Here is a 22,455-nt window from a genome sequence, read left to right as displayed (position 1 = left end):
TCCCGCGCGACATCCCCCGAGACTGCCCCCGCGACAGCAGATTAGCCCGGGCGCTCCGTGCTGGCCCCTAACCGGGATCCACCGATCCTCTCCGCAGTGAGTGGACGTCATGGGAGGGCGTGGAGGCATCCGCCGTGGGCGCAACCGCCGGCGCCGAAGGGGAGGGCATTCCCGGCATCAGGTTGTGTGACTGCGGGCGAGGTGGCGGCACGACCTTCTGCCCGGGCCGGACCACCACGAACTGGCCCATGATGCCCATGTCCTCGTGCAGTAGCAGGTGGCAGTGATACATGTACGGCCACTCCGGATCGGCGTAGTCGCTGAACTCGACCAGTAAACGCACAGTGGAGCGCGGAGCGACGTAGACGGTGTCCTTGTAGCCGGCAAGTTCCGGCGGGGGCGGTTCACCGTCGATCGTGAGCACCCGGAACGATCCGTCGTGGACGTGGAAGTTGTGTGGCTGCGGATTCTGGTTGGTCACGGCCCACACCTCTTCGGTGTTCTCGGGGACCACCTCGTCGATGCGGCCCATGTCCATGGGCGCCCCGTTGATCGCCCGGTCGGTCATCCCGAACGTCCGCGTCGGCGTTCCCCCAGGGTCGTTCGGTGGAGCGACATCGGCCAGGTCGGAGGGCAACTGGGGGCTCGCTGTCAGTTGCTGCGCGGCCCGGAACTGGACCACGGTGAACGTGCCACCGCCGAACCTGTCCGACGTTCCGATGCTGTGACCGAGGTCCGGGGGAAAACTCTTGAGGTCGATCGTCTCTCCGGGGGCGAATCGAACCACGATCTCGGCTCGTTCACCCGGTGAGAGTTGGACGCGGTCGGCCACGACAGGGCGGGCCAGCAGCCCACCGTCGCCGGCGACGATCGAGAACGACCGGTCATCGGAGAAGCCGAAGTTGTAGAAACGCGCATTGGACGCGTTGAGCAGTCGTAGGCGCACCGACTCGGTGGTCACGTCTCGGTAAGGGCCGACCACTCCGTTGACGACGACTGTGTCGCCCAAGAATCCGGTCGAGGACCGTCCGGTCACATCGACGACCAGTTCCCCGTCGGGCGTGAAGGTCTTGTCTTGGACGACCAGTGGCACGTCGTCGACCCCGTACCGATCGGGAAGTCCGGCCGGCGCCTCCTTCGGATCTTCGACCAGAAGCAAGCCGGCCAGCCCGCGGTAGACCTGTTGTGCGGTCTGGCCATGTGGATGGGAGTGGTACCAAAGCGTGGCCGCCGGCTGGTCCACGCGCCAGTGCGGCCGCCAAGTCCGGCCGGGTTCGATCATCTGATGCGGACCGCCGTCCATGCGCGCGGGCACGTGCAGGCCGTGCCAGTGCAGTGTGGTCATCTCGGCCAGGTCGTTGCGCACAGCCATCGAGACCTTGTCCCCACGCTGCATTCGCAAGGTCGGTCCGAGGTAGGAACCATTGATCCCGATAGTGGCGGCGTCGGTGTCGGCCCGCGCGAAACCACTGCGGCCGGGTTGTGCGATCAGTTCGAAGCGTCCTCTGTCGTCGGCTTCCAGCAGCTCCGGGATGGGGAGCGCGTTGGTGGCCTCGGTGTCTTGGATTGCGGTACCGGCGCCTGTCGTGGAGCATGCAGCCAACGCCCACAGCGCCACGAACGCTAAGAACGCACTGACGATTGCCCGTCGCACCGCGTCCCCGGTACGACAGGCGCCGATGGTGACGGACAGCGGCCGGTGGATCGGCGGATCCGGGGGACGGTCAGTCACCTTTTCAGGATCTCAGGTCGACACGGGGAGCGGAGCAACACGGATGGTGCCTTGGCCCACCACCTGATCGCCGTCGTACAGGACAGCGCTCTGACCGGCGGCGACCCCGATCAGTGGGGTCACCGACTCGATGTCGAAACCGAAGGGCTCGGCACCGATCACGACGCAGTCCACGGGGTCCCCGTGCGCGCGAATCTGTACGGCCAGCGGCGCTCCGGGGCGCGGGATCGGGGCACACCACACGGCATCGCACGCGGCCAGGGTTGTCGCGGCGAGATCGGCGCGGTCTCCCACGACAACCGTACGGGTCACGGGCTCGATCGTCAGAACGTAGCGTGGGCGCCCCGATCGAGGGGCATCGGTCACGCCCAGCCCTTTGCGCTGACCGACGGTGAATCCGTAAGTGCCGCTGTGTGCGCCGATCTGGATGCCCGTATCGGCATCCACGATGACGCCGGGGCGCTCCCCAAGTTGCTCGCGCAGAAATCCGGCCGTGTCCCCATCCGGTATGAAACAGATGTCGTGGCTGTCGGGCTTCTGCGCGATCAGCAGGCCCCATGCTGCGGCCTCGTCGCGGACCTCGGTCTTCAGGGAATCGCCGAGCGGGAACAGGCAGTGGCGCAGCTGGTCGGGCCTCAGGACCGCCAGTACGTAGGACTGATCCTTCCCGTGGTCGCGGGCGCGACGGAGAACCGGACCATCGGCGCACTGTTCCAGCCGCGCATAGTGCCCAGTTGCCACCGAGTCGAACCCCAGCGCCAGGGCCCGCTCCAACAGCGCCGCGAACTTGATGTGCTGGTTACACCGGATGCAGGGATTGGGGGTGCGGCCTGCTTCGTATTCGGCGACGAAGTCCGCGACGACCGTCCGGCGGAACTCTTCCGCCATGTCCCACACGTAGAACGGGATCCCCAGTATGTCGGCCGCGCGCCGTGCGTCGTGGGCATCCGAGATCGTGCAGCACCCTCTGGCCCCATCGCGGGTCAGTGCCGGGTCGGCGGACAACGCCATGTGAACCGCGGTCACGTCGTGGCCGGCAGCGACAGCGCGGGCCGCAGCCACAGCTGAGTCCACCCCACCCGACATCGCCGCCAAGACCCTCATGCCGGTCTCCCCGAGGTCAGAACTCCCGCGCGGCGGGCGCGGGTCACTGCCTGGGGCAATGATGTCAGGACAGCATCGACGTCAGCGGCGCGCGACGACCGCCCGAAGCTGATACGCAGCGCCGATCTGGCCTCTGCGGGGCTACGACCCATGGCCGTCAGGACATGGCTCGGTTGAGGGATCCCCACGGTGCAAGCGGACCCTGTGGACACCGCGATCCCCGCGGCATCCAGAAGCATCATCAATGCGTCTGACTCACATCCGGGGAAGGCGATGTTCACGACGCCAGGCACACCCGTGTCAGGACTGTTCACGCGGTGGTCGAGACCCAGTCCCGCGAGACCGGTGAGTAGCCGGTCGCGCAGAGCAGCCATTAGGCGCTGATGCTCGGTGGCCTCGCGTACCGCGAGTTCCACTGCCACGGCAGCCGCCGCGATGCCGGGGACATCCGGGGTCCCCGCCCGCAGACCGTGCTCATGGCCACCGCCTCGAGCGAGAGGCTCGATCCGGGAAGCCGGGTCGACGTAGAGCAGTCCCACCCCCATGGGGCCACCGACCTTGTGAGCAGAGAAGGCTGCCGTGGTCACCGCCGACAGGTTCAGTGGCACCACGCCCAGGGCCTGCACTGCGTCGGTGTGCAGCGCGATCTCGATGTTGTCTCCGCGCGACATGGCGTCCGCGCACACGGCGGCGATGTCAGCCAGAGGCGCGACGGCGCCCGTCTCGTTGTTGACCGCCATCGCGCACACCAGGACGAATCTGTCCCGCGCGGAAGCAAGCAGGTCCTGCAGTCCGGCGACGGTGGGGCGGCCGTCACCGGCGACGCCCAGCCACTCGACATCGACCACGCCGGCATCGGCCAGCGCTCCCACCGGCTCGAGGACCGCCTTGTGCTCACTGGGCGGCAGCACGACCAGAGGCCGACCGATCGATTGCCCGCGCCGTGTTGCGACGGCGCCGACGATGGCGAGGTTGTCGCTCTCCGTGCCCCCCGAGGTGAACACCAGGGTCGAGGGCGGAACTCCGAGCGCTGCGGCGGCCCGCTCCCGGGACTCCTCCACGAGGCGGCGAGCCGCACGTCCGTGCTGGTGCAGCGATGACGGATTGCCTGCGATCTGCGCAGCATTCAGCCACGCCTGCCGGGATTCCGGGCGCAGGTCGGTGGTGGCGGCATGATCCAGGTAGACCATCTGACCAGGGTAGGCGCCGAATAGGGCAGGCACAGAAAAGGGCAGGCACAGAAAAGAGCAGGCACAGAAAAGAGCAGGCGCCGGACACCGCAATGCGGTACCCAGCGCCTGACCCTTGGGCGATCAGCCCTTGCGCTTCTGGATCTCCTCGGTCAGTTGGGGCACGACCGAGAACAGGTCGCCCACGACACCGAAGTCTGCCAGCTCGAAGATCGGGGCCTCGGGGTCCTTGTTGACCACGACGATCGTCTTGCTGGTCTGCATGCCGGCACGATGCTGGATGGCTCCAGAGATGCCGTTGGCGATGTACAACTGCGGCGCGACCGTCTTGCCGGTCTGACCGACCTGGTACTGATGCGGGTACCACCCGGCATCGGTGGCGGCGCGAGAAGCGCCGACCGCTGCGCCCAGCGAGTCCGCCAGGCCCTCGATGACCGAGAAGCCCTCTTCGCCGCCGACGCCACGCCCCCCGGACACGACGATGGCCGCTTCAGACAGTTCGGGGCGTCCTCCGGCTTGGGCCACGACCCGGTTGGTGATCTTGGCGCCCTTGGCCGCGTCGCTGAGGGCCACGGCAACCGGAACGACCGTTCCGGAGGCGGGGGCAGGCTCGGCGGGACTGGAGTTCGGCCGCACCGTGATGATGGGAGTTCCGGTCGACACCTTGGACTTCACGATGACCGCACCGCCGAAGATGTTCTGGGTGGCTTCGAGGTCAGCGGACACGGCCACCGCATCGGTGATCACGCCGGAACTCAAGCCGCACCGCCAAGTCGACCCGCGGTCTCCTTGCCGTCGGCCGCTGGAACGCGATAAGGACTGCAGCGGGCGACTTTCTCGGCCACGAGTTGGGCCAGGACATCGACTTTGGGGCCGACCACGTAGTTGGTCAGTTCGGCATCGTCCGCCACGTAGATGGTGGCAGCGCCGTACTCAGCCAGAGGAGTGGTGTCCACACCAGAGCCGATGACGACAGCTGATGGCTCACCCAAGCCGCGGGCCAGCGTGAGTAGTTCGAGGGTGACCTTCTTGACGGTGCCCTCGCTGTGCTCGACCAGAACCAGAATTTCGCTCATTCGCCTTTTCTCCCTCGACCTCAGATGAACTTCTGCTCGCTGAGGTACTCAGCGATCTTGACGCCACCGGAACCATCGTCCTCGACCTTCACGCCGGCGGCTTTCGGCGGCCGGTTGGCGAACTCGGCGACCTTGCTCCAGGCTGCTTCCAACCCGACCTGGCCCGCGTCGACGCCGGAGTCGGCGACCGTAACGGTCTCGATGGGCTTCTTCTTCGCGGCCATGATGCCCTTGAACGAGGGGTACCGCGGTTCGTTGATCTTTTCCACGACACTGACAACCGCGGGAGTGGACGCCTCGACCTCGTCGTAACCGTATTCGGTCTGACGCTGGATCTTGATGGTGCCCTCGCCGACCTCGACCTTGTTCGCGAACGTCATCTGGGGAACACCGAGGCGCTCCGCGACCATGGCCGGGACCACGCTCATCCGGGCGTCGGTGGATTCGGAGCCGAAGATGACCAGGTCGAAACCGCCGTCGGCGATCACCTTGGCGAGCACGAGGGAGGTTGCGATGGCGTCGGAGCCGTGCAGCGAATCATCGACGATGTGAATGCCCGAGTGTGCGCCCATCTGTAATGCCTTGCGGACGGTTTCCTCTGCTTTGTCGGGACCCATGCTGATCGCGACGACCTCGCCGCCTTGCGCCTCGGTCAACTGCAGGGCCTCTTCGACGGCGTACTCATCGAGTTCGTTCATCACGCCGTCCGCGGACTCGCGGTCCAGCGTCTTGTCGGCGTCACTGAGTTTCTTCTCCGCCCAGGTGTCGGGCACCTGCTTCACGCACACGGCGATCTTCATGGGCAACCTCCAACGGTTCGACCTGATCGTGAATCGGCGGACGCCGACCTCCACCCGGGCTATGTTACTCGCCAGTAGCCAGAGGCACGAATCCGGCCTGACCGCTGCGCCGGAGTGTCACCGATCTCACAGTGCGCCAGTGTGGGCCTGTGTGGACCTGCTTGGCTTGTGTCGCTGGGTCACGATCATCGGGAGGTCGCCATGGAGACGGCACTTCGGGTCGCAGCCGGCGTCATCGGGGCCATTGGGCTGATCCTGCTGTTCGAGTCGCTGGCTCGCGCCGTACTGATTCCCCACCCGGTCATGTCACTGTTCACCCGGGCTACTCGCGTGGTCGCTCAGGCCTACATCTCACTGGTGGCCCGCCGAGGGTTCGGCTACCACCGCCAGCACCGCCTGCTCTCAGGGCTGGGCCCGCTCCTGGTGCTCGGCACGCTGTTCGTTGCGGTCGTGGGAATCGGCGTCACCTACGCCCTGCTCACCTACGCGCTGAGTCCGGTCACGGCCAAGGAGGCGACGTACCAGGCGGGGTCGGCCCTGCTCACGTTGGGTCTGCTCGAGACCGAGAACCCGCCGGAGGTCGCGGTCGCGTTCCTGGCCGCGTTCACCGGCATGGCCCTCATCGCGGTGCTGATCGGCTATCTGCTCGCGCTGTTCACCTCCTACACGGGCAGGGAGACGATGGTCACCAAGTCGAGCCTGTGGGCGGGTGAGCCGTCATGGGGCCCTGAGTTGCTGTGCCGCAGGCGCTTGTCCGGCGCCGGGCCCATGGACCCGTTGACCGAGGGCTGGATCGACTGGGTGTGCGAAGTGCGGTCCTCCCATATCCAGTACCCGGTGTTGTCGTACTTCCGGTCGGCGTCCGCCACGCGCGGCTGGCTCAACGCCTTGCTCGCGCGCCTCGACGCCGCGGCCTTGGAGATCGCGGTCACGGTGAACCGCAACGAGGGCGACTGCGCTTCGCTGCTGGCCGAGGGCAGCCAGACCTTTCGAGTGCTGCGTACGCATCTGGAATCCCGCCGCAAACTCGAACACGGACCCCCGCATCCCACCGAGGAACGACCGACGGCAGCACTCGACCATCGCAGCCGAGCGCTATACCACGCCATCCGGACTGATGGCCGGCGCGCGACGTGGCACCGCAAACGCAACCCGGAGTCTCGGCGCCAGTCCAGCATCACACGTCCCGAGTTCGATCACGCCTGCGAGTTGATGTCCCGGGTCGGAATCGAACTGCGCAGCGACCGGGATGCGGCGTTCCATCGGTTCTTGGAACTCCGCTCGGCGTATGAGTTCAACGCCTACCGCGCGGCCGAACGGATCCACGCGGTTCCTGCCCCTTGGTCTGGACCACGCCGGGGTGGGATCCCGACACTGTGGCCCACCTTGTCCGCGACCTTCGTGGACCCTGAGTGACCTGCGTGGTCACGGTGACCCGCTCGAGAGGCCCGCGGTCAGAGGAGCGGCCGCTACTGAGTAGTCAGTAGGCAAGCTCGCGCAGTGGGCACCTGAGGCGCGTGCCCCGATGGTGGCGCGCGGTAGCCGAAGGACCGTTGGAGCCAGGCTGAGGCAAGATGGCCTGCATGGCTACCCACGACCATCCCCTGTTCACCCGGCTCTACGGCGTCATCGCGGGGCTGGAGGACGACGGCCCGGTGGGTGCGGCCCGGACTACAGTCGCGGGCCACCTCGCCGGAAGGACCCTGATCGTGGGCCTCGGGCCGGGTTTTGATTTGCTCCACCTGCCCGACTCGGTCACCGAGGTGATCGCTGTAGAACCCAGTGCGTCTATGCGTCGGGCCGCTCACGACCGGGTCACGGACTACGCGAAGTCACGGCCCATTCGAGTCATCGACGCAGTGGCCGAAGACCTGCCGCTGGCCGACGCCAGCATCGACTCGATCCTGTTCGCCTACGTCCTGTGCACGGTCGACGACCCGTCCCGGGCCATGGCCGAGGCGCGACGCGTCCTGCGCCCCGGCGGGGTGGTCGCGGTCATGGAGCACGTCCGAGGTGCCCCGGGCTCTTGGTCCGGCCGAGCGCAGCGTGTGGTGTCCAGGATCTGGCCCCACGTCGCGGGCGGCTGCCACTGTGACCGCGACACTCGGGCGGCGTTCGCGGATGCAGGGTTCGACACGTCAGACCTCACGGACACGGTCCTGGTGAACGTGCCGCCAGTGGCACCGGCGGTCGTGGGCACCGTGCGGCCCCACTGATCAGGCGAGCGCCGACAACTCGGCCAGGGACGACTCGATCCCGCGCGCCAGCACGTCCACATCCGGTACGCGGTCGTAGTCCGCCGTGATCCCGCACGTGATGCCCCCGTTGTAGCTGAAGATCGCGACAGTCACGAGTTGATTCATGCCCAGGGGGACGTACGGCAGGATCGTGAGCAGCGGTCGACCCAGCATGTACAACTCCTGCTGTGGACCCGGGACATTCGTCGTGATGGTCGCGACGCTGGGTTGCGGCGCCCGCGAGGCGATCCGGCCGGCGGCCGCCCACAACAGCGGCGGGATGAAGATCGCGCCGCCCACCAGCGCGTCGGTGCCTTCGAGCATGCCGCTGCTCTTCACCTCCGACATCTGGTCCTTCATGGCTTCCAGGCAGTCGCCGGCATCGGCGATCCCCACCGGCAGATCGGCGAACAACGCCGCCACGGCATTGCCCCCGCTCTGCCCCTCCGATGGCCGGGTCGAGACCGGGACCATCGTTCGGACAGTGTCCTCCTCCGTCAGTTCGACACCACGGTTCACCAAGAACTTGCGAAAACCACCGGTCACGGCGGTAAGGATCACGTCGTTGACTGTGCCCCCCAACGAGTTTTTGATCCGCTTCACCTCGCCCAGATCACCGACGGCCCAGTCCCAGCGACGATGTGGCCCGGGGCGGCCGATCAACTGATCCTCGGTGTGCGCCAGCTCCTGCCCGAACTTGACGGTGCCCACGACGGCAGCGGTTGCCGAGCGGGCGAAGTCCTTCGGCCGCTGCTGGAGGCCGTCCGCCAGGGTACGAGCGGTACGAACGGGATCGCGGACGCTGTCCATCACGCCGGTGGTCATCATGGAGATCGCCGACGCCTCTGGCCGCGGTGTCCACGGTTGTGGGTCCTCGATCGCGGCGTCGGGATCGGCGTCCAGCAGAACCTCGGTGAGGTCGGCACCGGACAACCCGTCGATCATGGCGTGATGGACCTTGTTGAGCACGGCGAACTGGCCGTCCGCCAACCCCTCGATCAGCCACATCTCCCACAGCGGACGTGACACGTCGAGTCGCTGCGACAGCAGCCGCCCGGCCAGAGTGCGCAGTTCGACGTGACCGCCTGGCGGAGGTACTGCGGTATGCCGGACGTGATAGGCCAAGGTGAAGTGGGGGTCGTCCTGCCACACGGGGAGTCCCAGACTCAACGGCACCTCACGGAGGCGCTGGCGGTAGCGCGGGATGCGGTGGATCCGGCCCGCCATCGACGCCAGCAGATCGTCGTAGTCCGGGGCCGGGCCGTCGAAAATCAGCAGTGAACCGATGTGCATGGGGAGCTCGTCGCGCTCCAGCGAGACGAAGAGGTCATCGAGCGGGGTCAGTCGATCCATGCCGGAAACGGTAGCCGCCCGTGGGGGGTGATCGCCGGGTGAAGGCTCGCAGCCGGAGGATGGGTCGATCGGAGCTCAGCCGGACTGCCCGATCGCGAGGATTCGCTCAGCCACGCTGTCCCATCCCCACAACTCGACCGCAGCTGTGCGCGCCGCCTGCGATATCAGTTCCCGGTCGTCGGCGTCCAGATCCACCAGACTGCGCAAACGCCCGCGCAGCGCTGATTCATCCCCGGTGGGGAAACTGGTGAGCCCGGCGAGCTGGGCCGGATAGTAGGTCCGCAGCCCTTGGGCGATCTCGGCGAGCCCACTGTGGTCGGCCACCAACGGTGGACAACCACAGGACGCAGCCTCGGCCGCCACCATGCCGAACGCCTCGGGAAAGATCGAGGGCACCACGCTCGTGGTCGCCAGCGGCCACAGATACCTGAGGTGCCGGTGCTGGAGCGGTCCGGTGAACAAGACGTCGGGGCCGGCGACTGCCTCCAGCGGTACCCGAGCCGGTCCGAAGCCCACGATGACGGCGGCCACGTCCAGTTCGCGCACCGCGTCCATGAGCAGCGGTACGCCCTTCTCTGCGCTGAGCTTCCCCACGTACAGGACCATCGGACGGTCGGGATCGGCGAAGAACCGTTCAAGACGCGCGGCGTTGCCGCTGTCGGGCAATCGCTCGTTTCCGTCATTCGAAGGATCGGCCCGCGCCTCGGCGAGCAACCCGGCCAGCGCCTGCGCCCGCGGTCGGGGCCGCATCGTGTCGGTATTCACTCCGGGCGGAATCACGTGGATCTCGCGCGGGTCGATTCCCACGAGCTCCTCGACGACCCGCTCGATGTGCTGGGAGCCCGCGATGACTCCCCGCGCGGTGTCCAGCGAGCGCTGCGCCCACCGACACAACCGCTCATTGCCGCGCATGGCGTATTCGAGTTCGGAACCGTGAGCCTTGACCACGAAGGGCAGCCCTGTGGCTGCGCCTACCGGGCCACCCAGCAGCACGTGGTTGGTGATCAGCAGATCGGCCGGCCCAGCGGCGGCGACCACTTCGGCATTCGAGGCTACGTAGTCGTCGAGCACCGACTGAGGTAAGTCGGGCAGCAGAGCAGGGGTGGCGCGGTCGTATCGGTCGAGCACGAACACCGGCAGGGGGCCGGGGAGTTCGGGACGGACCACGGTCGCGCCGGCAAGGTCGAGCGAGTCGGCATCGGGATCTTGGCAGAAGACCGTGACATCGTGCCCAGACCGGCCCAGGGTGCGGGCCAGTGCCTGGGTGTATTCGTTGGAACCGGTTCCCGTGAGCAGGTAGCCGTGCCAGATGAAGATCCGCACGGCTCGGACCCTACCCGTACGGCCATGCCACATGCCCACTCGTGCCAGTAGCGTGGGGGGCAAGGACAGGGGAACCGCCGAACTCGGAGTGACACGAACCATGACCGGACCTCGCGACACCGAACTACTGACCATCGTCAACGTGAGCCTCGGTCCCGAGGAACGGGACTATGACGCGGAGGTCGAGTGGCTGGAACGCCGTTTCCGGCTGGTGCGGATCGGCACTGACGGCGACGTCGTGCGAGCCATCGAAGTGGCCCGCGACTGGTCGGCGCGGTCACACGCGATCGCCGTCTCGGGGATTCGCGACGCCCGCACGGCCGGGCGCTACGACGGTGATCTCGATGCTGTGCAACGCATCATGGATGCCGCCGAGGAGATCCCCGCCACCAACGGCCACTCACTGCGCGACGTGTTGCAGGAGTGGACCGTCCGTAACGCACAGGCTGACCTGACCGGTCTGTTCACCAACGCCCGCGTGGTGGTCTTCGGGGGAATGAACCACTACCGCACCGCGAAAGTACTCAACGAATACACGAGCAACCTGACCTTCGCCGACCCACTGCTGCGCTATGGGATCGCTTCTCTGCTCGACTCTGTCCCCGCGGCGCTCGACCGGTTCGCCGGCATCGCCGGTTGGCCGACCCGAGTGCTCCCGGGCGTGATCATGGAACCTCTCACCCGCCCTGGCGATCTCCTGAATCACGCTCTTCTGTCGAGTTCGGTGCGCGACGCGGATGTGCTGGTCGCGACATTCGACGAACTGGACGCGTTCGGTCTCGAGGAACTCGCCGGCAAGACGTTGATCTCTTCGGCCATCTCCGACGAACGACTGGCGGATCTCCAATCGCGCGGTGTGTCGATCGTCTTGGACGACGTCCCGCAACCCTTCGACGTGACCGTCAACGAAGCCGTCCTCGAAGCCATGATGCTTGCCGCCACCGACACGGTGGAACTGACCAACGACGACCTGTTGGACATGATCGTGTCCTCCGGTGTGGTCCCGCGCGTGCTCCAGCCGGATGGGGCGGGTCGGCGCAGTCGATTCGCCTTCGTCATCCATCCGCTGTCCCAGGAGTACTTCCGCCAAGTCGAGCCACTCGGCACCATGTCCAAAGTCGCACCGGACTTCGTAATGGACACCGTCGAGAAAGCGATGGCCTACGCTCCGCCGTTCGTCTATAGCCACGTCACCGGGATCAAGTCAGCGACCGGCGATGAAGCCGAAGGCTGGTTGATCACCGTCGGCGGCACTCCGAAAGAACTCATGGCGCACAGCCCCGAATTCACCTACCGACGTCTGCTGGCCGCGGCGGACATGGCGAAGAAGTTGGGCGCTCAGATCATGGGGCTCGGAGCGTTCACCAAAGTCGTGGGCGACGCCGGCGTCACCGTGGCCAAGCGTGCTCCGCTGCCCATCACCACCGGCAACAGTTACAGCGCTTCAGGAGCGCTGTGGGCGGCTCATGACGCGGTCTCACGGTTGGGGATCGCCGAGGTCGACGACCAGGGCAGACTGCGCGGCAAGGCCATGGTGGTCGGCGCAACCGGAGCGATCGGTTCCGTCTGCGCGCGACTGCTGGCCATGGCCACCGACGAGTTGTGGCTCGTGTCCCCAGAGTCCGGGAAACTCCTCGCGCTGAAGGACGACATCGAACGTGAGGACCCGCGCGCCGTCGTCCAGGTCGCCGCTACTCCCGACGCCGCACTGCCCGACATGGACGTGATCGTGACGGCGACATCGGGGGCGGGCAAACGTGTTCTGGACATCTTGAAAGTGAAGCCCGGGTGTGTCATCACCGACGTCGCTCGGCCGTTGGACCTGTCCGCGGAGGATGTGGCCAAACGCCCCGATGTGCTGGTCGTCGAGTCCGGAGAGATCCAGTTGCCCGGAGACGTCAAGATGCGCAACATCGGACTGCCCCCCGGTGTCGCCTACGCCTGTCTGGCCGAGACCATCGTCCTGGCTCTCGAAGGCCGCTACGAGAACTTCACCGTCGGACGCAATATCGAGTGGGAGAAGGTCAAGGAGATCTACCGCCTCGGACTGAAGCACGGGATGCGGTTGGCGACCATCTCAGGCGTGAACGGGGTGTTCACTGACGAGGACATCACCGCTATCCGCGAACGTGCGCTGGCCGCCCGGGGTTCCTAACCCCCGATGACCTACCGACCCCTGATGACCTACCGGTCGGTCCGAGCTACTCAGACTCAGGGGCTTGCGGGCCAGGCTCTGCTTTGTGCGGCTCCGACTCGGTGTCGGTGCCGGTCGGGTGTTCGTGCTGGGTCTCGTGCTGGATCGCTTCGTGCTGGATCGCTTCGTGCTGGCTCGCTTCGTGCTGGATGTGGTGCGGATCGGCATGCGTCGCCGCCTTGAGGTCGTCCACCGTGACTTCAGGGCGCCAGGGACGGTCGGTCAGGAGCACCGGACCCGGTTCCGACCACGGCCGGTCGGGGTGCGCGACGGTCGTGTCCCACACCTCGACGACCTCCCAACCGTTCGAGCGCAGGTAGTTCTTCGCGAGCAGGCCTTCTGCGCGACCGCGTGTCACATACAAGGTCGTGAGGTCCGGATCGAGTTTCTCGACACCACTGCCGACGAAACGATCGGGTTGCTCGGACACGATGTCACTGTCGAACGCCTCGAGGATCATGTCCTCGAAATCCCGCTTGGTCATGCGCAGCTTGACGTCGAAGCGGGCGCGCTTGACGCTCCACACCCATTCGGTGTCCTCACCGTTCTTGCGGACGACGGTGCGCGGGACCCACACGCGATGGCGAGGGAAAGCCCACCCCGCATCGCGAACGAGGATCAGCGCGTCGCGCACGAAGGTCTGGACGTCGGCGACCTCGGGAATGTCAGTGGCAATGGTCTGGTAGTCGACCTCTTCGATGCCCTCGGGGCCCGGTGTTCCACGGGTGATGACCAGCGTGTGCTGGGCGGGTCGGAACACAGCCAGATAGGTCGGCTTGTTCTTCTTGTTCTTCTTGGCCACGAGGCACGGTATCCAATCATGGTGTGACGTCGCAGCGTTCGACCTGAGACGAGAGGCCGAGTTGTGGCACGCTTCGCACGTGCACGTCGAGGAGAGTGAAGAGGTCCAGGCCAAAGGCCTGCGTGCCGGCACGATCGGCTTGTTCGGCGCCACGATGATGGGCCTGTCCTCCACGGCTCCGGTGTTCTCCTTGGCGGCCACCATCGGCCTGGTGGCGGCAGTCGCCGGTGTGCAATCCGCGGCCTGCATGCTAGTCGCCTTCATTCCGATGCTCTTCGTGGCCTATGCCTACCGCGAGCTCAATACCGTCGTACCGGACTGCGGAACCACGTTCACGTGGGCTACCAAGGCGTTCGGCCCGCACACGGGATGGATGGGGGGCTGGGCCATCGTCGTCACCGGCATCATCTTCCTGGGCAACGCGGCTGAGGTGACCGGTCAGTACTTCTTCGAGATCATCGGCAACCAGGACCTCGCCGACAGCCGTGTCGCGATCGCCATCGTCGGATCGGTCTTCATCATCGCCATGACGTTCCTGGCGGTCCGGGGCATCCAGATCGCCGAGTGGATGCAGACCGTGCTGGTGATCCTGCAGTACATCGCACTGGCGCTGCTCGCCGGGGCCGCATTCTGGGCGCTCTACTCGGGCAACGGGTCCTCGGAGTCACTCACGCCCGAATGGTCCTGGCTGAACCCCCTCAATCTCGGTTTCTCCGAGTTCATCGAAGGCGTCCTGCTCTGCCTGTTCATCTACTGGGGTTGGGACACCATCCTGGCCATCAACGAGGAGACCAAAGATCCCGAGAAGACACCCGGGCGCGCCGCACTCATCGCTACCGTGATTCTGCTGGTCGGCTATGTCGCCGTGACCACCGCCACAGTCGGATACATGGGCCTCGGCGAAACCGGGACCGGGCTCAATAACCCCGACGTCCAGACCGACGTTTTCGCCGCCATGGCACTGCCCCTGCTCGGCCAGTGGGGGATGATCTTCATCCTCATCGTGACCCTGTTGTCAGCCGCCGCCTCCGCTCAGACCACGATCTTGCCCACCGCACGTGGCACGCTGGCAATGGCCGTGTACAAGGCGTTGCCTGACAAGTTCGCGAAGGTCAGCCCCAAGTACATGACTCCCGGATACTCCACGTTCGTGACCTGCGGGATCGGCTTGTCGTTCTTCATCGGGATGTCGATCATCTCCGAAAGCGTGCTGCAGGACTCGATCCTGTCCATCTCGCTGGCCATTGCCTTCTACTACGGCCTGACCGGCTTCGCGAGTGTGTGGTACTTCCGCAAAGAGGCCTTCACCGGGGTTCGGCCGTTCCTCTTCATGTTCTTGTTCCCACTGCTCGGTGGGCTGATGCTCGGCTTCGCGTTCATCGTCAGCGCGATCCAGATGTGGAGTCCCGACTACAGCGGCAGTTCCTACTTCGGCATCGGTGGCGTGTTCGTCATCGGCATCGGATCATTGCTGGTCGGCGTCGTCTTGATGCTGCTGTGGCAACTACGGCAACCGGCGTTCTTCCGCGGGGAAACTCTCACGACGGACACCCCGGTGCTCGTGCCCGACATGTGACCTGCCATGGACTACTGGATCTCAGTCGACGACCAAAGACATGGCCCCTACTCGGCGGAGCAGCTCTTCGCCATGCTGCGCTCCGGTCAGGTCCCCGCGAATGCGATGGTGTACGACCCCGGCAAGGACCCCCACTGGGTGCCGGCATCCACCCTGCTGACGGCACCCTTGTCGCCCGGCCGTGAGCCGACCAAGACCAATGGGGCGGCCATCGCCTCGCTGATACTGGGGATCCTGGGACTGCTGCTCGCGGTCCTCATCGTCGGCCTGCCGTTGGCCCTGATCGCGGTCATCCTCGGATTCATCGCCCTCAGCAGCATTGGCAAGTCGCAACAGACAGCGACTCCCCAATCGGGAAAAGGGATGGCCGTCGCCGGGCTCGTCACCGGCGGACTGGGCCTGGTCATGGGAGCCGTTCTGGTAGTCGCGATCGCCATCCCCACCTACCTCAACGAGCGCAACGAAGCCCTCAACGGGCGCAACGAAGCGCTCTCTGCGGCCGTCCAAGCTGATCTGCGCAACGCCGCGGTCGCCGAGGAGACCTACTTCACGACGAATCAGACATACACCGTGAACCTCGACAACCTGCAATCGCTGGGATTCGTCCCATCCCCCGGCGTCACGATCCGGATCGTGACCGCTGGGCCCTCCTCGTACTGCATGGAGGGTTCGGCGTCCGAATCGGCGACCTTCCGCTACGACAGCAGCAGCGGACTGGCCGAAGGGACATGCTGAGCAGCGGCTCACGCGGCATCGGTCATCCTGTGGTACCGGGAACCACGACAGGTGGGACAATCGGCCAGTCGCACCTCAACGGAACGCACCGACGTCCGCCGGTACGACACGACGACACCAGCGAACGAATGGAAGGCCCCAGTGCCGACACCTCAAGGACAGCTTCCTCTCACAGGCGAGCGTACTGTCCCCGGTGTCAGCCGTGAGAACTACTGGTTCCGTCGCCACGAGGTCGTCTACCGGTGGATCACCGCCCAGAGCTTGGCCACCGGGACCGTGATCGAAGCCGGGTGCGGCGAGGGTTACGGCGCCGACATGATCCGCGCCACCGGCACCCAAGTGATCGCGATCGACATGGACGATGCCGTCATCGCCCACGTGCGGCGCACCTACCCCAAGGTCCAGACACTGCAGGCGAATCTGGTGGACCTGCCATTGCGCAGCGGAACCGCCGACACAGTGGTCTGCCTGCAAGTGATCGAACACCTGTGGAACCTCGACGAGTTCCTGGCCGAGTGCCGCCGCATCCTCAGGCCCGGGGGACGATTGGTGGTCTCCACTCCCAACCGCATCACCTTCTCCCCTGGACTCGGCCGCGGCGAGAAACCGACCAACCCGTTCCATGTCGAGGAGTTCGACGCCGACCAGCTCGTCGCCAGACTCACCGACGCGAACTTCACCTCGGTGCAGATGCACGGCCTGCGCCATGCCCCCCGGCTGCACGACACCGATGTCGTCGCCCGCCAGGTCCATGCCGTTCTGTCCGACGAGTGGACCCAGGACCTGCTGGACCTTGTCGCCGGTGTCACGGTTGCCGATTTCGGGATCGGGGCCATCACGCCCGATGAGGATCTCGACTTGATCGCGATCGCCCGCCGATGACCGAAGTCGGCACGTTCTGCCTCGTCCTGCACACCCACCTGCCTTGGCTGGCCCGCCACGGTTCCTGGCCGGTCGGCGAAGAGTGGCTGCACCAAGCGTGGGCCCACTCCTACCAACCACTCACTCACATCCTGCACCAGCTGGCGCAGGAGGGACGCCGCGACCTGCTGACGCTCGGTGTGACACCGATCGTCGCCGCCCAACTCGACGACCCGTACTGCTACGACCAACAGCAAGTGTGGCTGCACGATTGGCATCTGCGCGCGGTCGGCATGACCGCGGACCGCGACCCAGCGACACGGGCATTCGGCCGGTGGGAGGCCACTCGGGCGCGGACAACCATCTCGGACTTCGAAAAGTGGTCCGCGGGTGGGTCATCCGTGCTGCGCGACTTGGCGGACAGGGGCGCGGTGGAGTTGCTCGGTGGCCCGCTGGCTCACCCATTCCAGCCGCTGCTGGATCCGGACGTCCTGGACTTCGCCGCCGATCGTCACGACGATCGCCGCGGCGCCGGCCAACGGCACCGCGACGGTCAACGCCAGCGGCACGATCCAGTACACGCCCAACGCCAACTTCACCGGCACCGACACCTTCCAGTACACGATCACCGACGCGACCAACCAGAGCTCGACCGCGACGGTCACCGTCACGGTCGACCAACGTCAACGATCCGACCCGACCGCTGTGGCGGACGACGCGGCGACGGTGGCCGAGGACAGCGGGGCGACGGTGGTCAACGTGCTGGCCAACGACGCGACCGCGCCCGACACCGGCGAGACGCTGACGGTGACGGCGGTGACCCAGCCAGCGACCACGGACGGCTACCGTCACGCTGGTCGGCGGCGTCGTGCTGGTTACACGCCGGCGGCCAACTTACTCCGGCACCGACGACGTTCACGTACACGGTCACCGACGGCAACGGCGGGACCGCGACGGCGACGGTGACGGTGACGGTGACGGCGGTCAACGACCCGCCGACCGCGAACAACGACGCGGTGACCGGTGGTCGAGGACAGCGCGGCGACCGTGGTCAACGTGCTGGCCAACGACAGCGATCGCGCCCGACACCGGCGAGACGCTCGACGGTGACGCGCGGTCGACCCAGCCGGCGACCGGCACCGGTCACGCTGGTCGGCGGCGCCGTGCGGCTTCACGCCGGCGGCCAACTTCAGCGGCACGACGACGTTCACGTACACGGTCAGCGACGGCAACGGCGGCGACCGCGACCGGCGACGGTGACGGTGACGGTGACGGCGGTCAACGACCCGCCGACCGCGAACAACGACGCGGTGACGGTGGTCGAGGACAGCGCGGCGACCGTGGTCAACGTGCTGGCCAACGACACGACCGCGCCCGACACCGGCGAGACGCTGACGGTGACGGCGGTGACCCAGCCGGCGACCGGCGGCACCGTCACGCTGGCCGGCGGCGTGGTCCGCTTCACGCCGGCGGCCAACTTCTCCGGCACGACGACGTTCACGTACACGGTCAGCGACGGCAACGGCGGCACCGCGACGGCGACGGTGACGGTGACGGTCACGGCGGTCAACGACGCACCCGACGCGGTCGAACGACGCGCTCACCGTCGCCGAGGACAGCGCGGCCACCGTCGCTCGACGTGCTGGCCAACGACACCGCGGCGCCGGACAGCGGCGAGACCCTCACGGTGACCGCGGTGACTCAGCCCGCGAACGGCACGGTGACCTTCACCGCCGGCGCCGGTCACGTTCACGCCCCCCGCTGGACTTCAACGGCACGACGACGTTCACGTACACGATCAGCGACGGCAACGGCGGCACCGACACCGCGACCGTCACGGTCACCGTCACCGCGGTCAACGATCCGCCGACCGCCAACGCCGACGCCATCACGGTGGCCGAGGACAGCGGCGCCACGGCGATCGACGTGCTGGCCAACGACATCGATCGCGCCCGACACCGGCGAGACCTTGACCGTGACCGCGGTGACCCAGCCGGCGACCGGCGGCACCGTGACGCTGGTCGGCGGGCGCGGTGCGCTTCACGCCGGCCGCCGAACTTCTACGGCACGCGACGTTCACCTACACGATCAGCGACGGCAACGGCGGCACCGCCACCGGCACCGTCACGGTCACCGTCACCGCCGGTCAACGATCCGCCGACCGCGGTGGCCGACAGCGCGGGTGCTTGCGCGCAAAGGCCATCGCCGCGGCCGAGCTCTCTCGCGGGCGGTGAGCGCGTCCACCACGATCCAGCCGGTCTTGCCGTCGATCAGCGTGATGTTGGAGATGTCGAAGCCGCGCAGCTGGTGCACGCCGTCGCGCACCTTGTACAGGCCCACGCCCTTGTTCAGCGTGGCGTGGCGCCACAGGCTCGGGTTGACGGTGGCCGGCGGCTTGCCGTCGACGAACTTGTAGGCGTCGAAGTCGATCAGCACCGTGGTGCCGTCGGCGGCCAGGATCTTGCCTTCGGGCGCGGCGATGAAGCCGCGCTTGGCGTCCTCGAAGTCCTGGGGATCGGCCAGGTTCAGCTCCTGGGTGCATCGCTTCGTTGGCCTTCTGCGTGGCCACTTCGGCGTCGCCGGCGGTGCCGCCGACGCCGGCGTTCTTGCCGCAGCCGGCGAGGGCCAGCAGGGTGATGAGCAGCGCGCTGCCCAGGGTCGTTGTTCATGGTCTGGTTCATGGGAGTTTCCTGGAAGGATTGAAGTTGTTGGAAGGCGTTCAGGCGTTGGAACGCGAGCAGGTCAGCCAGCTTTTCGCCGATCATGATGCGTGGGGGCATTGGTGTTGCCGCCGATCAGGGTGGGCATGATGGACGCATCGGCGACCCGCAGGCCGTCGATGCCGCGCACGCGCAGCTGTGCGTCCACCACGGCCATCGGGTCGCTGTCGGGGCCCATCTTGCAGGTGCCCACCGGGTGGTACTGGGTGTCGGCGCGGTTGCGGATGTCCTGCGCCATGGCGGCCGCGTCGTCGGCGCGCACCGGGTACAGCATCTGGCCGCGGATGGGGTCGAAGGGCTTCGACTCCAGGATGCGCTGCTGCATCTGGCCGCCCTTGACCAGCACCGGCAGGTCGCGCTCGTCGGACAGGAATTTCGGGTCGATCAGCGGCGCGTCGTGCGGGTCGGGGCTGGCCAGGCTGACGCGTGCCCCGGCTGTGCGGGCGCAGCAGGTCGACGTGGCAGGAGATGCCGTGGCCCAGGTGCAGCTTGCGCGCGTGGTCGTCGACGATGCCCAGCACGAAAACCAGCTGCAGGTCCGGCACCGCCACGTCGGGCGCGGAGCGGAAGAAGGCCCCGCAGGTGGCGATGGAACTGGTGACCATCCCGGTGCGCTGCTTCTTCCACTCCAGCATCGCGCCGGTGAGCCGGGCCGAACCGCGCAGCGACACGCCGAAGGTGTCGGTGTGGCTGGGCACGCGCCAGGTCTGCACATAGTCGATGTGGTCCTGCAGGTTCTTGCCCACGCCCGGGCAGGTCGTGCATCACCGGCACACCCGACCTTCTGCAGGTCGGCGGCCGGGCCGATGCCCGACAGCAGCAGCAACTGCGGCGACCCGAAGGCGCCCGCCGACAGGATCACCTCGCGCCGCGCCTGCACCGTCTGCAAGGCGCCGCCCTGGTGGTAGGCCACGCCGGTGGCGCGCCGGCCCTCCAGCGTCACTTTGGCCGACACGGCGTGGGTGATCACCTTGAGGTTGGGCCGCGACAGGTTGGGCGTGAGGAAGGCCTTGGCCGCGCTGCAACGCTCGCCGTTCTTGTGCGTGACCTGGTACTGGAAGGCGCCGGCCTGCTCCGCGCCGTTGTAGTCCGGGTTCAGCGCGAATGCCGTTGACAGCGGCGGCTTGCAGGAACAGCTCGTTCGACCGGGCTCTGGTGCGCCTGGTAGGTCACGTTCAGCGGGCCGCCCTGGCCGTGGAAGTCGTCGGCGAACTGCTCGTTGTGCTCGGAGCGCTTGAACAGCGGCAGCACGTCGTCATAACTCCAGCCGGGGTTGCCGAGCGCGGCCCAATGGTCGTAGTCCCAGCGGTTGCCGCGCACGTAGAGCATGGCGTTGATCGAGCTGGAGCCGCCCAGCGTCTTGCCGCGCGGCTGGTAGCCCTTGCGGCCGTTCAGGCCGGGCTGCGGGCACGGTCTCGTAAGCGTAGTTGTTGATCCTGGTGGGCACCATGGCCACGACGCCGGCGGGCGCATGGATCAGCACGCTCTTGTCGGGGCCGCCGGCTTCGAGCAGGCAGACCGTCACGTTCGGGTCTTCGCTCAGCCGCGCGGCCAGCACGCAGCCGGCCGAGCCGGCGCCGACGATGACGTAATCGAAGGTCTGGGGGGTCATGCAATGTCTCCATTGAAGGACACGCCTTCTGTGAGGGCGCATTGCCGGATGATCGGTACCGGACGTACTATTTGTCCAATGCATTCGAAACATTGACTCGATGAACTGGACTCATTCATGGAACTGCGCCAGTTGCGCCATCTCATCGCCGTGGTCGAACACGGCAGCTTCAGCCGGGCCGCCGAGGCGGTGCACCTGACCCAGCCAGCGCTGTCGCGCAGCATCCAGGCGCTGGAGGCCGAGCGTCGGCGCGCGCGGTGCTGGAGCGCAACCGGGGCGCCATCGAGCCCACCGACGTGGGGCGACTGCTGCTCACTCACGCGCCGCCAGCTCGACAGCGCCACGCGCGACCTGGAGCGCGACATCGCGCTGACGCAGGGGCTGGAGCTGGGCGAACTGCGCATCGGCGTCGGGCCATATGGCGGCTCGGCGCTGGCTGGGGCCGCCCATCGGCCAGCTCAACCGGGCGCACCCGGGCCTGCGCCTCAAGACCGTGCTGGCGCCCTGGCAGGAGCTGCCCGACCGCGCCCGGGCGCGCGACGTGGATCTGATCGTGCTCGAGCTCAGCCAGGTGCAGCAGATGGACGACTTTGCGGTGCTGGCCGCTGAGCGAGCATCGGCATGGTGGTGGTGTGCCAGCCGCGAGCACCCGCTGACGCGGCTGGTTGCGCCCACGCCGGCCGACGCGTCTTCAGCTATCCGCTGGCCGGCCCCAGCCTCACCGCCGCGCAGAGCGGCGATGCTGCAGGTCGCTGCTGCCCGCCAGCGCGTCGGCCGGCAGCCACCGGGCGGCGAGCCCGCTGGCGGTCGAATGTGACCTCTCGGGCATGCTCAAGGACGTGCTGCGCCACAGCGACGCGATCTCGCTGATGCCGGCCTTCATGGTGGCGCCGGAAGTGGCCGTCGGGCCAGCTGGTCGTGCCTGCCCGGCGTTGACCTGGGCCTGCGGGTGCGCTTTGGCTGCGCCTGGCTGAAGTCACGCACCGTTTCGCCGGTAGCCGCGCGCTTTCTGGCCCTGCAATCGGCCTACAACCAGGAAATCGCGGCATGCCCCCCGGATCGGCCTGCCCGCCCCGGCGCGACCGGACCAAGCGGGCGGCCCTGACCACCGCCTGCGTCGTGCCCCAAGGTCCCCGCGGG

27 protein-coding genes and 1 pseudogene are annotated in these 22,455 nt (G+C 67.1%); 11 read left to right on the top strand and 17 right to left on the bottom strand.

What is annotated here, in order from left to right; translation table 11 throughout:
• Positions 1-67 precede the first annotated feature (67 nt).
• The 6 genes from V9E98_08435 to V9E98_08410 form a co-directional block, all read right to left on the bottom strand.
• Positions 68-1,732, bottom strand: a complete 1,665-nt coding sequence (locus V9E98_08435) for a multicopper oxidase domain-containing protein (GenBank protein ID MEI2717008.1) — start codon at positions 1,730-1,732, stop codon at positions 68-70.
• A 12-nt stretch (positions 1,733-1,744) separates the two neighbouring features.
• On the bottom strand, positions 1,745-2,836 hold the full coding sequence (gene mnmA, locus V9E98_08430; GenBank protein ID MEI2717007.1) for a tRNA 2-thiouridine(34) synthase MnmA: 1,092 nt from the start codon (positions 2,834-2,836) through the stop codon (positions 1,745-1,747).
• The gene (locus tag V9E98_08425; protein ID MEI2717006.1) at positions 2,833-4,026 is read right to left on the bottom strand and encodes a cysteine desulfurase family protein; all 1,194 of its coding nucleotides are present in this window, start codon (positions 4,024-4,026) and stop codon (positions 2,833-2,835) included. The genes mnmA and V9E98_08425 overlap by 4 nt, the downstream gene beginning before the upstream one ends.
• A 123-nt stretch (positions 4,027-4,149) precedes the next feature.
• On the bottom strand, positions 4,150-4,773 hold the full coding sequence (locus tag V9E98_08420) for an electron transfer flavoprotein subunit alpha/FixB family protein (GenBank protein ID MEI2717005.1): 624 nt from the start codon (positions 4,771-4,773) through the stop codon (positions 4,150-4,152).
• Positions 4,774-4,781: 8 nt separating this feature from the next.
• Positions 4,782-5,102, bottom strand: a complete 321-nt coding sequence (locus tag V9E98_08415; protein MEI2717004.1) for a hypothetical protein — start codon at positions 5,100-5,102, stop codon at positions 4,782-4,784.
• Positions 5,103-5,122: 20 nt separating this feature from the next.
• Positions 5,123-5,902, bottom strand: a complete 780-nt coding sequence (locus tag V9E98_08410; protein MEI2717003.1) for an electron transfer flavoprotein subunit beta/FixA family protein — start codon at positions 5,900-5,902, stop codon at positions 5,123-5,125.
• A gap of 201 nt (positions 5,903-6,103) precedes the next feature.
• Between V9E98_08410 and V9E98_08405 the strand changes: the two genes are divergently transcribed.
• Both V9E98_08405 and V9E98_08400 read left to right on the top strand, forming a co-directional pair.
• Complete coding sequence (locus V9E98_08405; GenBank protein ID MEI2717002.1) at positions 6,104-7,318, top strand: hypothetical protein; 1,215 nt, start codon at positions 6,104-6,106, stop codon at positions 7,316-7,318.
• A gap of 167 nt (positions 7,319-7,485) precedes the next feature.
• Positions 7,486-8,118, top strand: a complete 633-nt coding sequence (locus tag V9E98_08400) for a class I SAM-dependent methyltransferase (protein MEI2717001.1) — start codon at positions 7,486-7,488, stop codon at positions 8,116-8,118.
• Here V9E98_08400 and V9E98_08395 read toward each other — a convergent pair whose 3' ends face one another.
• Together V9E98_08395 and V9E98_08390 are read right to left on the bottom strand one after the other, a co-directional pair.
• A complete protein-coding gene (locus tag V9E98_08395) occupies positions 8,119-9,492 on the bottom strand; it encodes a wax ester/triacylglycerol synthase family O-acyltransferase (protein MEI2717000.1) in 1,374 nt (457 codons plus the stop codon).
• 75 nt (positions 9,493-9,567) lie between these two features.
• Entirely contained in the window at positions 9,568-10,917 is a 1,350-nt protein-coding gene (locus V9E98_08390; protein MEI2716999.1) for a glycosyltransferase family 4 protein, read from the bottom strand.
• Between V9E98_08390 and V9E98_08385 the strand changes: the two genes are divergently transcribed.
• Positions 10,916-12,970, top strand: a complete 2,055-nt coding sequence (locus V9E98_08385) for a hypothetical protein (GenBank protein MEI2716998.1) — start codon at positions 10,916-10,918, stop codon at positions 12,968-12,970. The two genes, V9E98_08390 and V9E98_08385, sit on opposite strands and share 2 nt — an antisense overlap.
• 46 nt (positions 12,971-13,016) lie before the next feature.
• On the opposite strand, the gene V9E98_08380 is transcribed toward V9E98_08385, so the two are convergent.
• Positions 13,017-13,811 (bottom strand): hypothetical protein, encoded by a 795-nt coding sequence (locus V9E98_08380; GenBank protein MEI2716997.1) that lies wholly within the window; start codon positions 13,809-13,811, stop codon positions 13,017-13,019.
• Between the two features lie 79 nt (positions 13,812-13,890).
• Here V9E98_08380 and V9E98_08375 point away from each other — a divergent pair, with 79 nt between their 5' ends.
• From V9E98_08375 to V9E98_08365, 3 genes are all read left to right on the top strand, one after another.
• Positions 13,891-15,387, top strand: a complete 1,497-nt coding sequence (locus tag V9E98_08375; GenBank protein ID MEI2716996.1) for an APC family permease — start codon at positions 13,891-13,893, stop codon at positions 15,385-15,387.
• Between the two features lie 6 nt (positions 15,388-15,393).
• Complete coding sequence (locus V9E98_08370) at positions 15,394-16,122, top strand: DUF4190 domain-containing protein (protein MEI2716995.1); 729 nt, start codon at positions 15,394-15,396, stop codon at positions 16,120-16,122.
• Between the two features lie 141 nt (positions 16,123-16,263).
• Positions 16,264-17,004, top strand: a complete 741-nt coding sequence (locus V9E98_08365; GenBank protein ID MEI2716994.1) for a class I SAM-dependent methyltransferase — start codon at positions 16,264-16,266, stop codon at positions 17,002-17,004.
• Positions 17,005-17,378: 374 nt separating this feature from the next.
• On the opposite strand, the gene V9E98_08360 is transcribed toward V9E98_08365, so the two are convergent.
• From V9E98_08360 to V9E98_08335, 6 genes are all read right to left on the bottom strand, one after another.
• The gene (locus V9E98_08360) at positions 17,379-17,654 is read right to left on the bottom strand and encodes a hypothetical protein (GenBank protein MEI2716993.1); all 276 of its coding nucleotides are present in this window, start codon (positions 17,652-17,654) and stop codon (positions 17,379-17,381) included.
• Positions 17,655-17,666: 12 nt separating this feature from the next.
• The gene (locus V9E98_08355) at positions 17,667-17,819 is read right to left on the bottom strand and encodes a hypothetical protein (protein ID MEI2716992.1); all 153 of its coding nucleotides are present in this window, start codon (positions 17,817-17,819) and stop codon (positions 17,667-17,669) included.
• Between the two features lie 383 nt (positions 17,820-18,202).
• Complete coding sequence (locus V9E98_08350) at positions 18,203-18,553, bottom strand: hypothetical protein (protein ID MEI2716991.1); 351 nt, start codon at positions 18,551-18,553, stop codon at positions 18,203-18,205.
• Between the two features lie 157 nt (positions 18,554-18,710).
• A complete protein-coding gene (locus V9E98_08345) occupies positions 18,711-18,926 on the bottom strand; it encodes a hypothetical protein (protein MEI2716990.1) in 216 nt (71 codons plus the stop codon).
• A 193-nt stretch (positions 18,927-19,119) separates the two neighbouring features.
• Positions 19,120-19,419 (bottom strand): hypothetical protein, encoded by a 300-nt coding sequence (locus tag V9E98_08340; protein MEI2716989.1) that lies wholly within the window; start codon positions 19,417-19,419, stop codon positions 19,120-19,122.
• 306 nt (positions 19,420-19,725) lie between these two features.
• Positions 19,726-20,121, bottom strand: a complete 396-nt coding sequence (locus V9E98_08335) for a GMC oxidoreductase (protein MEI2716988.1) — start codon at positions 20,119-20,121, stop codon at positions 19,726-19,728.
• 92 nt (positions 20,122-20,213) lie between these two features.
• Between V9E98_08335 and V9E98_08330 the strand changes: the two genes are divergently transcribed.
• A complete protein-coding gene (locus V9E98_08330; GenBank protein MEI2716987.1) occupies positions 20,214-20,420 on the top strand; it encodes a hypothetical protein in 207 nt (68 codons plus the stop codon).
• 200 nt (positions 20,421-20,620) lie between these two features.
• Positions 20,621-20,791, top strand: a complete 171-nt coding sequence (locus tag V9E98_08325; protein MEI2716986.1) for a hypothetical protein — start codon at positions 20,621-20,623, stop codon at positions 20,789-20,791.
• A 7-nt stretch (positions 20,792-20,798) separates the two neighbouring features.
• Here V9E98_08325 and V9E98_08320 read toward each other — a convergent pair whose 3' ends face one another.
• A complete protein-coding gene (locus V9E98_08320; GenBank protein MEI2716985.1) occupies positions 20,799-21,041 on the bottom strand; it encodes a GMC family oxidoreductase N-terminal domain-containing protein in 243 nt (80 codons plus the stop codon).
• Positions 20,959-21,315 carry a lycopene cyclase family protein gene (locus tag V9E98_08315; GenBank protein ID MEI2716984.1) on the bottom strand — a complete coding sequence of 119 codons (357 nt, stop codon included), beginning with the start codon at positions 21,313-21,315 and terminating at the stop codon, positions 20,959-20,961. The genes V9E98_08320 and V9E98_08315 overlap by 83 nt, the downstream gene beginning before the upstream one ends.
• Positions 21,316-21,432: 117 nt before the next feature.
• On the opposite strand from V9E98_08315, the pseudogene V9E98_08310 reads away from it, so the two are divergent.
• The 3 genes and pseudogenes from V9E98_08310 to V9E98_08300 all read left to right on the top strand — a co-directional run bounded on the left by V9E98_08310 (position 21,433) and on the right by V9E98_08300 (position 22,289).
• Positions 21,433-21,546: pseudogene (locus V9E98_08310) on the top strand (LysR family transcriptional regulator).
• A gap of 187 nt (positions 21,547-21,733) precedes the next feature.
• The gene (locus V9E98_08305) at positions 21,734-22,132 is read left to right on the top strand and encodes a LysR substrate-binding domain-containing protein (GenBank protein MEI2716983.1); all 399 of its coding nucleotides are present in this window, start codon (positions 21,734-21,736) and stop codon (positions 22,130-22,132) included.
• Between the two features lie 10 nt (positions 22,133-22,142).
• Positions 22,143-22,289: a hypothetical protein gene (locus V9E98_08300; GenBank protein ID MEI2716982.1), complete on the top strand. Its 147-nt coding sequence runs from the start codon at positions 22,143-22,145 to the stop codon at positions 22,287-22,289.
• Positions 22,290-22,455 lie beyond the last annotated feature (166 nt).

It is taken from the genome of Candidatus Nanopelagicales bacterium, assembly GCA_037045355.1.
GTDB lineage: Bacteria > Actinomycetota > Actinomycetes > S36-B12.
The sequence above is the reverse complement of the archived record's forward strand: the minus strand, read 5'-3'. Positions and strand labels throughout refer to the sequence as shown.

Bases quoted from the DNA above. Each gene is read 5' to 3' on its own strand.
- V9E98_08390 (MEI2716999.1), bottom strand. From the start codon at position 10,917: ATGGTTCGTGTCACTCCGAGTTCGGCGGTTCCCCTGTCCTTGCCCCCC.
- V9E98_08345 (MEI2716990.1), bottom strand. From the start codon at position 18,926: ATGTCGTTGGCCAGCACGTCGATCGCCGTGGCGCCGCTGTCCTCGGCC.
- V9E98_08370 (MEI2716995.1), top strand. From the start codon at position 15,394: ATGGACTACTGGATCTCAGTCGACGACCAAAGACATGGCCCCTACTCG.
- V9E98_08330 (MEI2716987.1), top strand. From the start codon at position 20,214: ATGCCCAGCACGAAAACCAGCTGCAGGTCCGGCACCGCCACGTCGGGC.
- V9E98_08425 (MEI2717006.1), bottom strand. From the start codon at position 4,026: ATGGTCTACCTGGATCATGCCGCCACCACCGACCTGCGCCCGGAATCC.
- V9E98_08315 (MEI2716984.1), bottom strand. From the start codon at position 21,315: ATGACCCCCCAGACCTTCGATTACGTCATCGTCGGCGCCGGCTCGGCC.
- V9E98_08305 (MEI2716983.1), top strand. From the start codon at position 21,734: ATGGCGGCTCGGCGCTGGCTGGGGCCGCCCATCGGCCAGCTCAACCGG.
- V9E98_08415 (MEI2717004.1), bottom strand. From the start codon at position 5,102: ATGAGCGAAATTCTGGTTCTGGTCGAGCACAGCGAGGGCACCGTCAAG.
- V9E98_08395 (MEI2717000.1), bottom strand. From the start codon at position 9,492: ATGGATCGACTGACCCCGCTCGATGACCTCTTCGTCTCGCTGGAGCGC.
- mnmA (MEI2717007.1), bottom strand. From the start codon at position 2,836: ATGAGGGTCTTGGCGGCGATGTCGGGTGGGGTGGACTCAGCTGTGGCT.
- V9E98_08410 (MEI2717003.1), bottom strand. From the start codon at position 5,902: ATGAAGATCGCCGTGTGCGTGAAGCAGGTGCCCGACACCTGGGCGGAG.
- V9E98_08400 (MEI2717001.1), top strand. From the start codon at position 7,486: ATGGCTACCCACGACCATCCCCTGTTCACCCGGCTCTACGGCGTCATC.
- V9E98_08300 (MEI2716982.1), top strand. From the start codon at position 22,143: ATGCTCAAGGACGTGCTGCGCCACAGCGACGCGATCTCGCTGATGCCG.
- V9E98_08405 (MEI2717002.1), top strand. From the start codon at position 6,104: ATGGAGACGGCACTTCGGGTCGCAGCCGGCGTCATCGGGGCCATTGGG.
- V9E98_08385 (MEI2716998.1), top strand. From the start codon at position 10,916: ATGACCGGACCTCGCGACACCGAACTACTGACCATCGTCAACGTGAGC.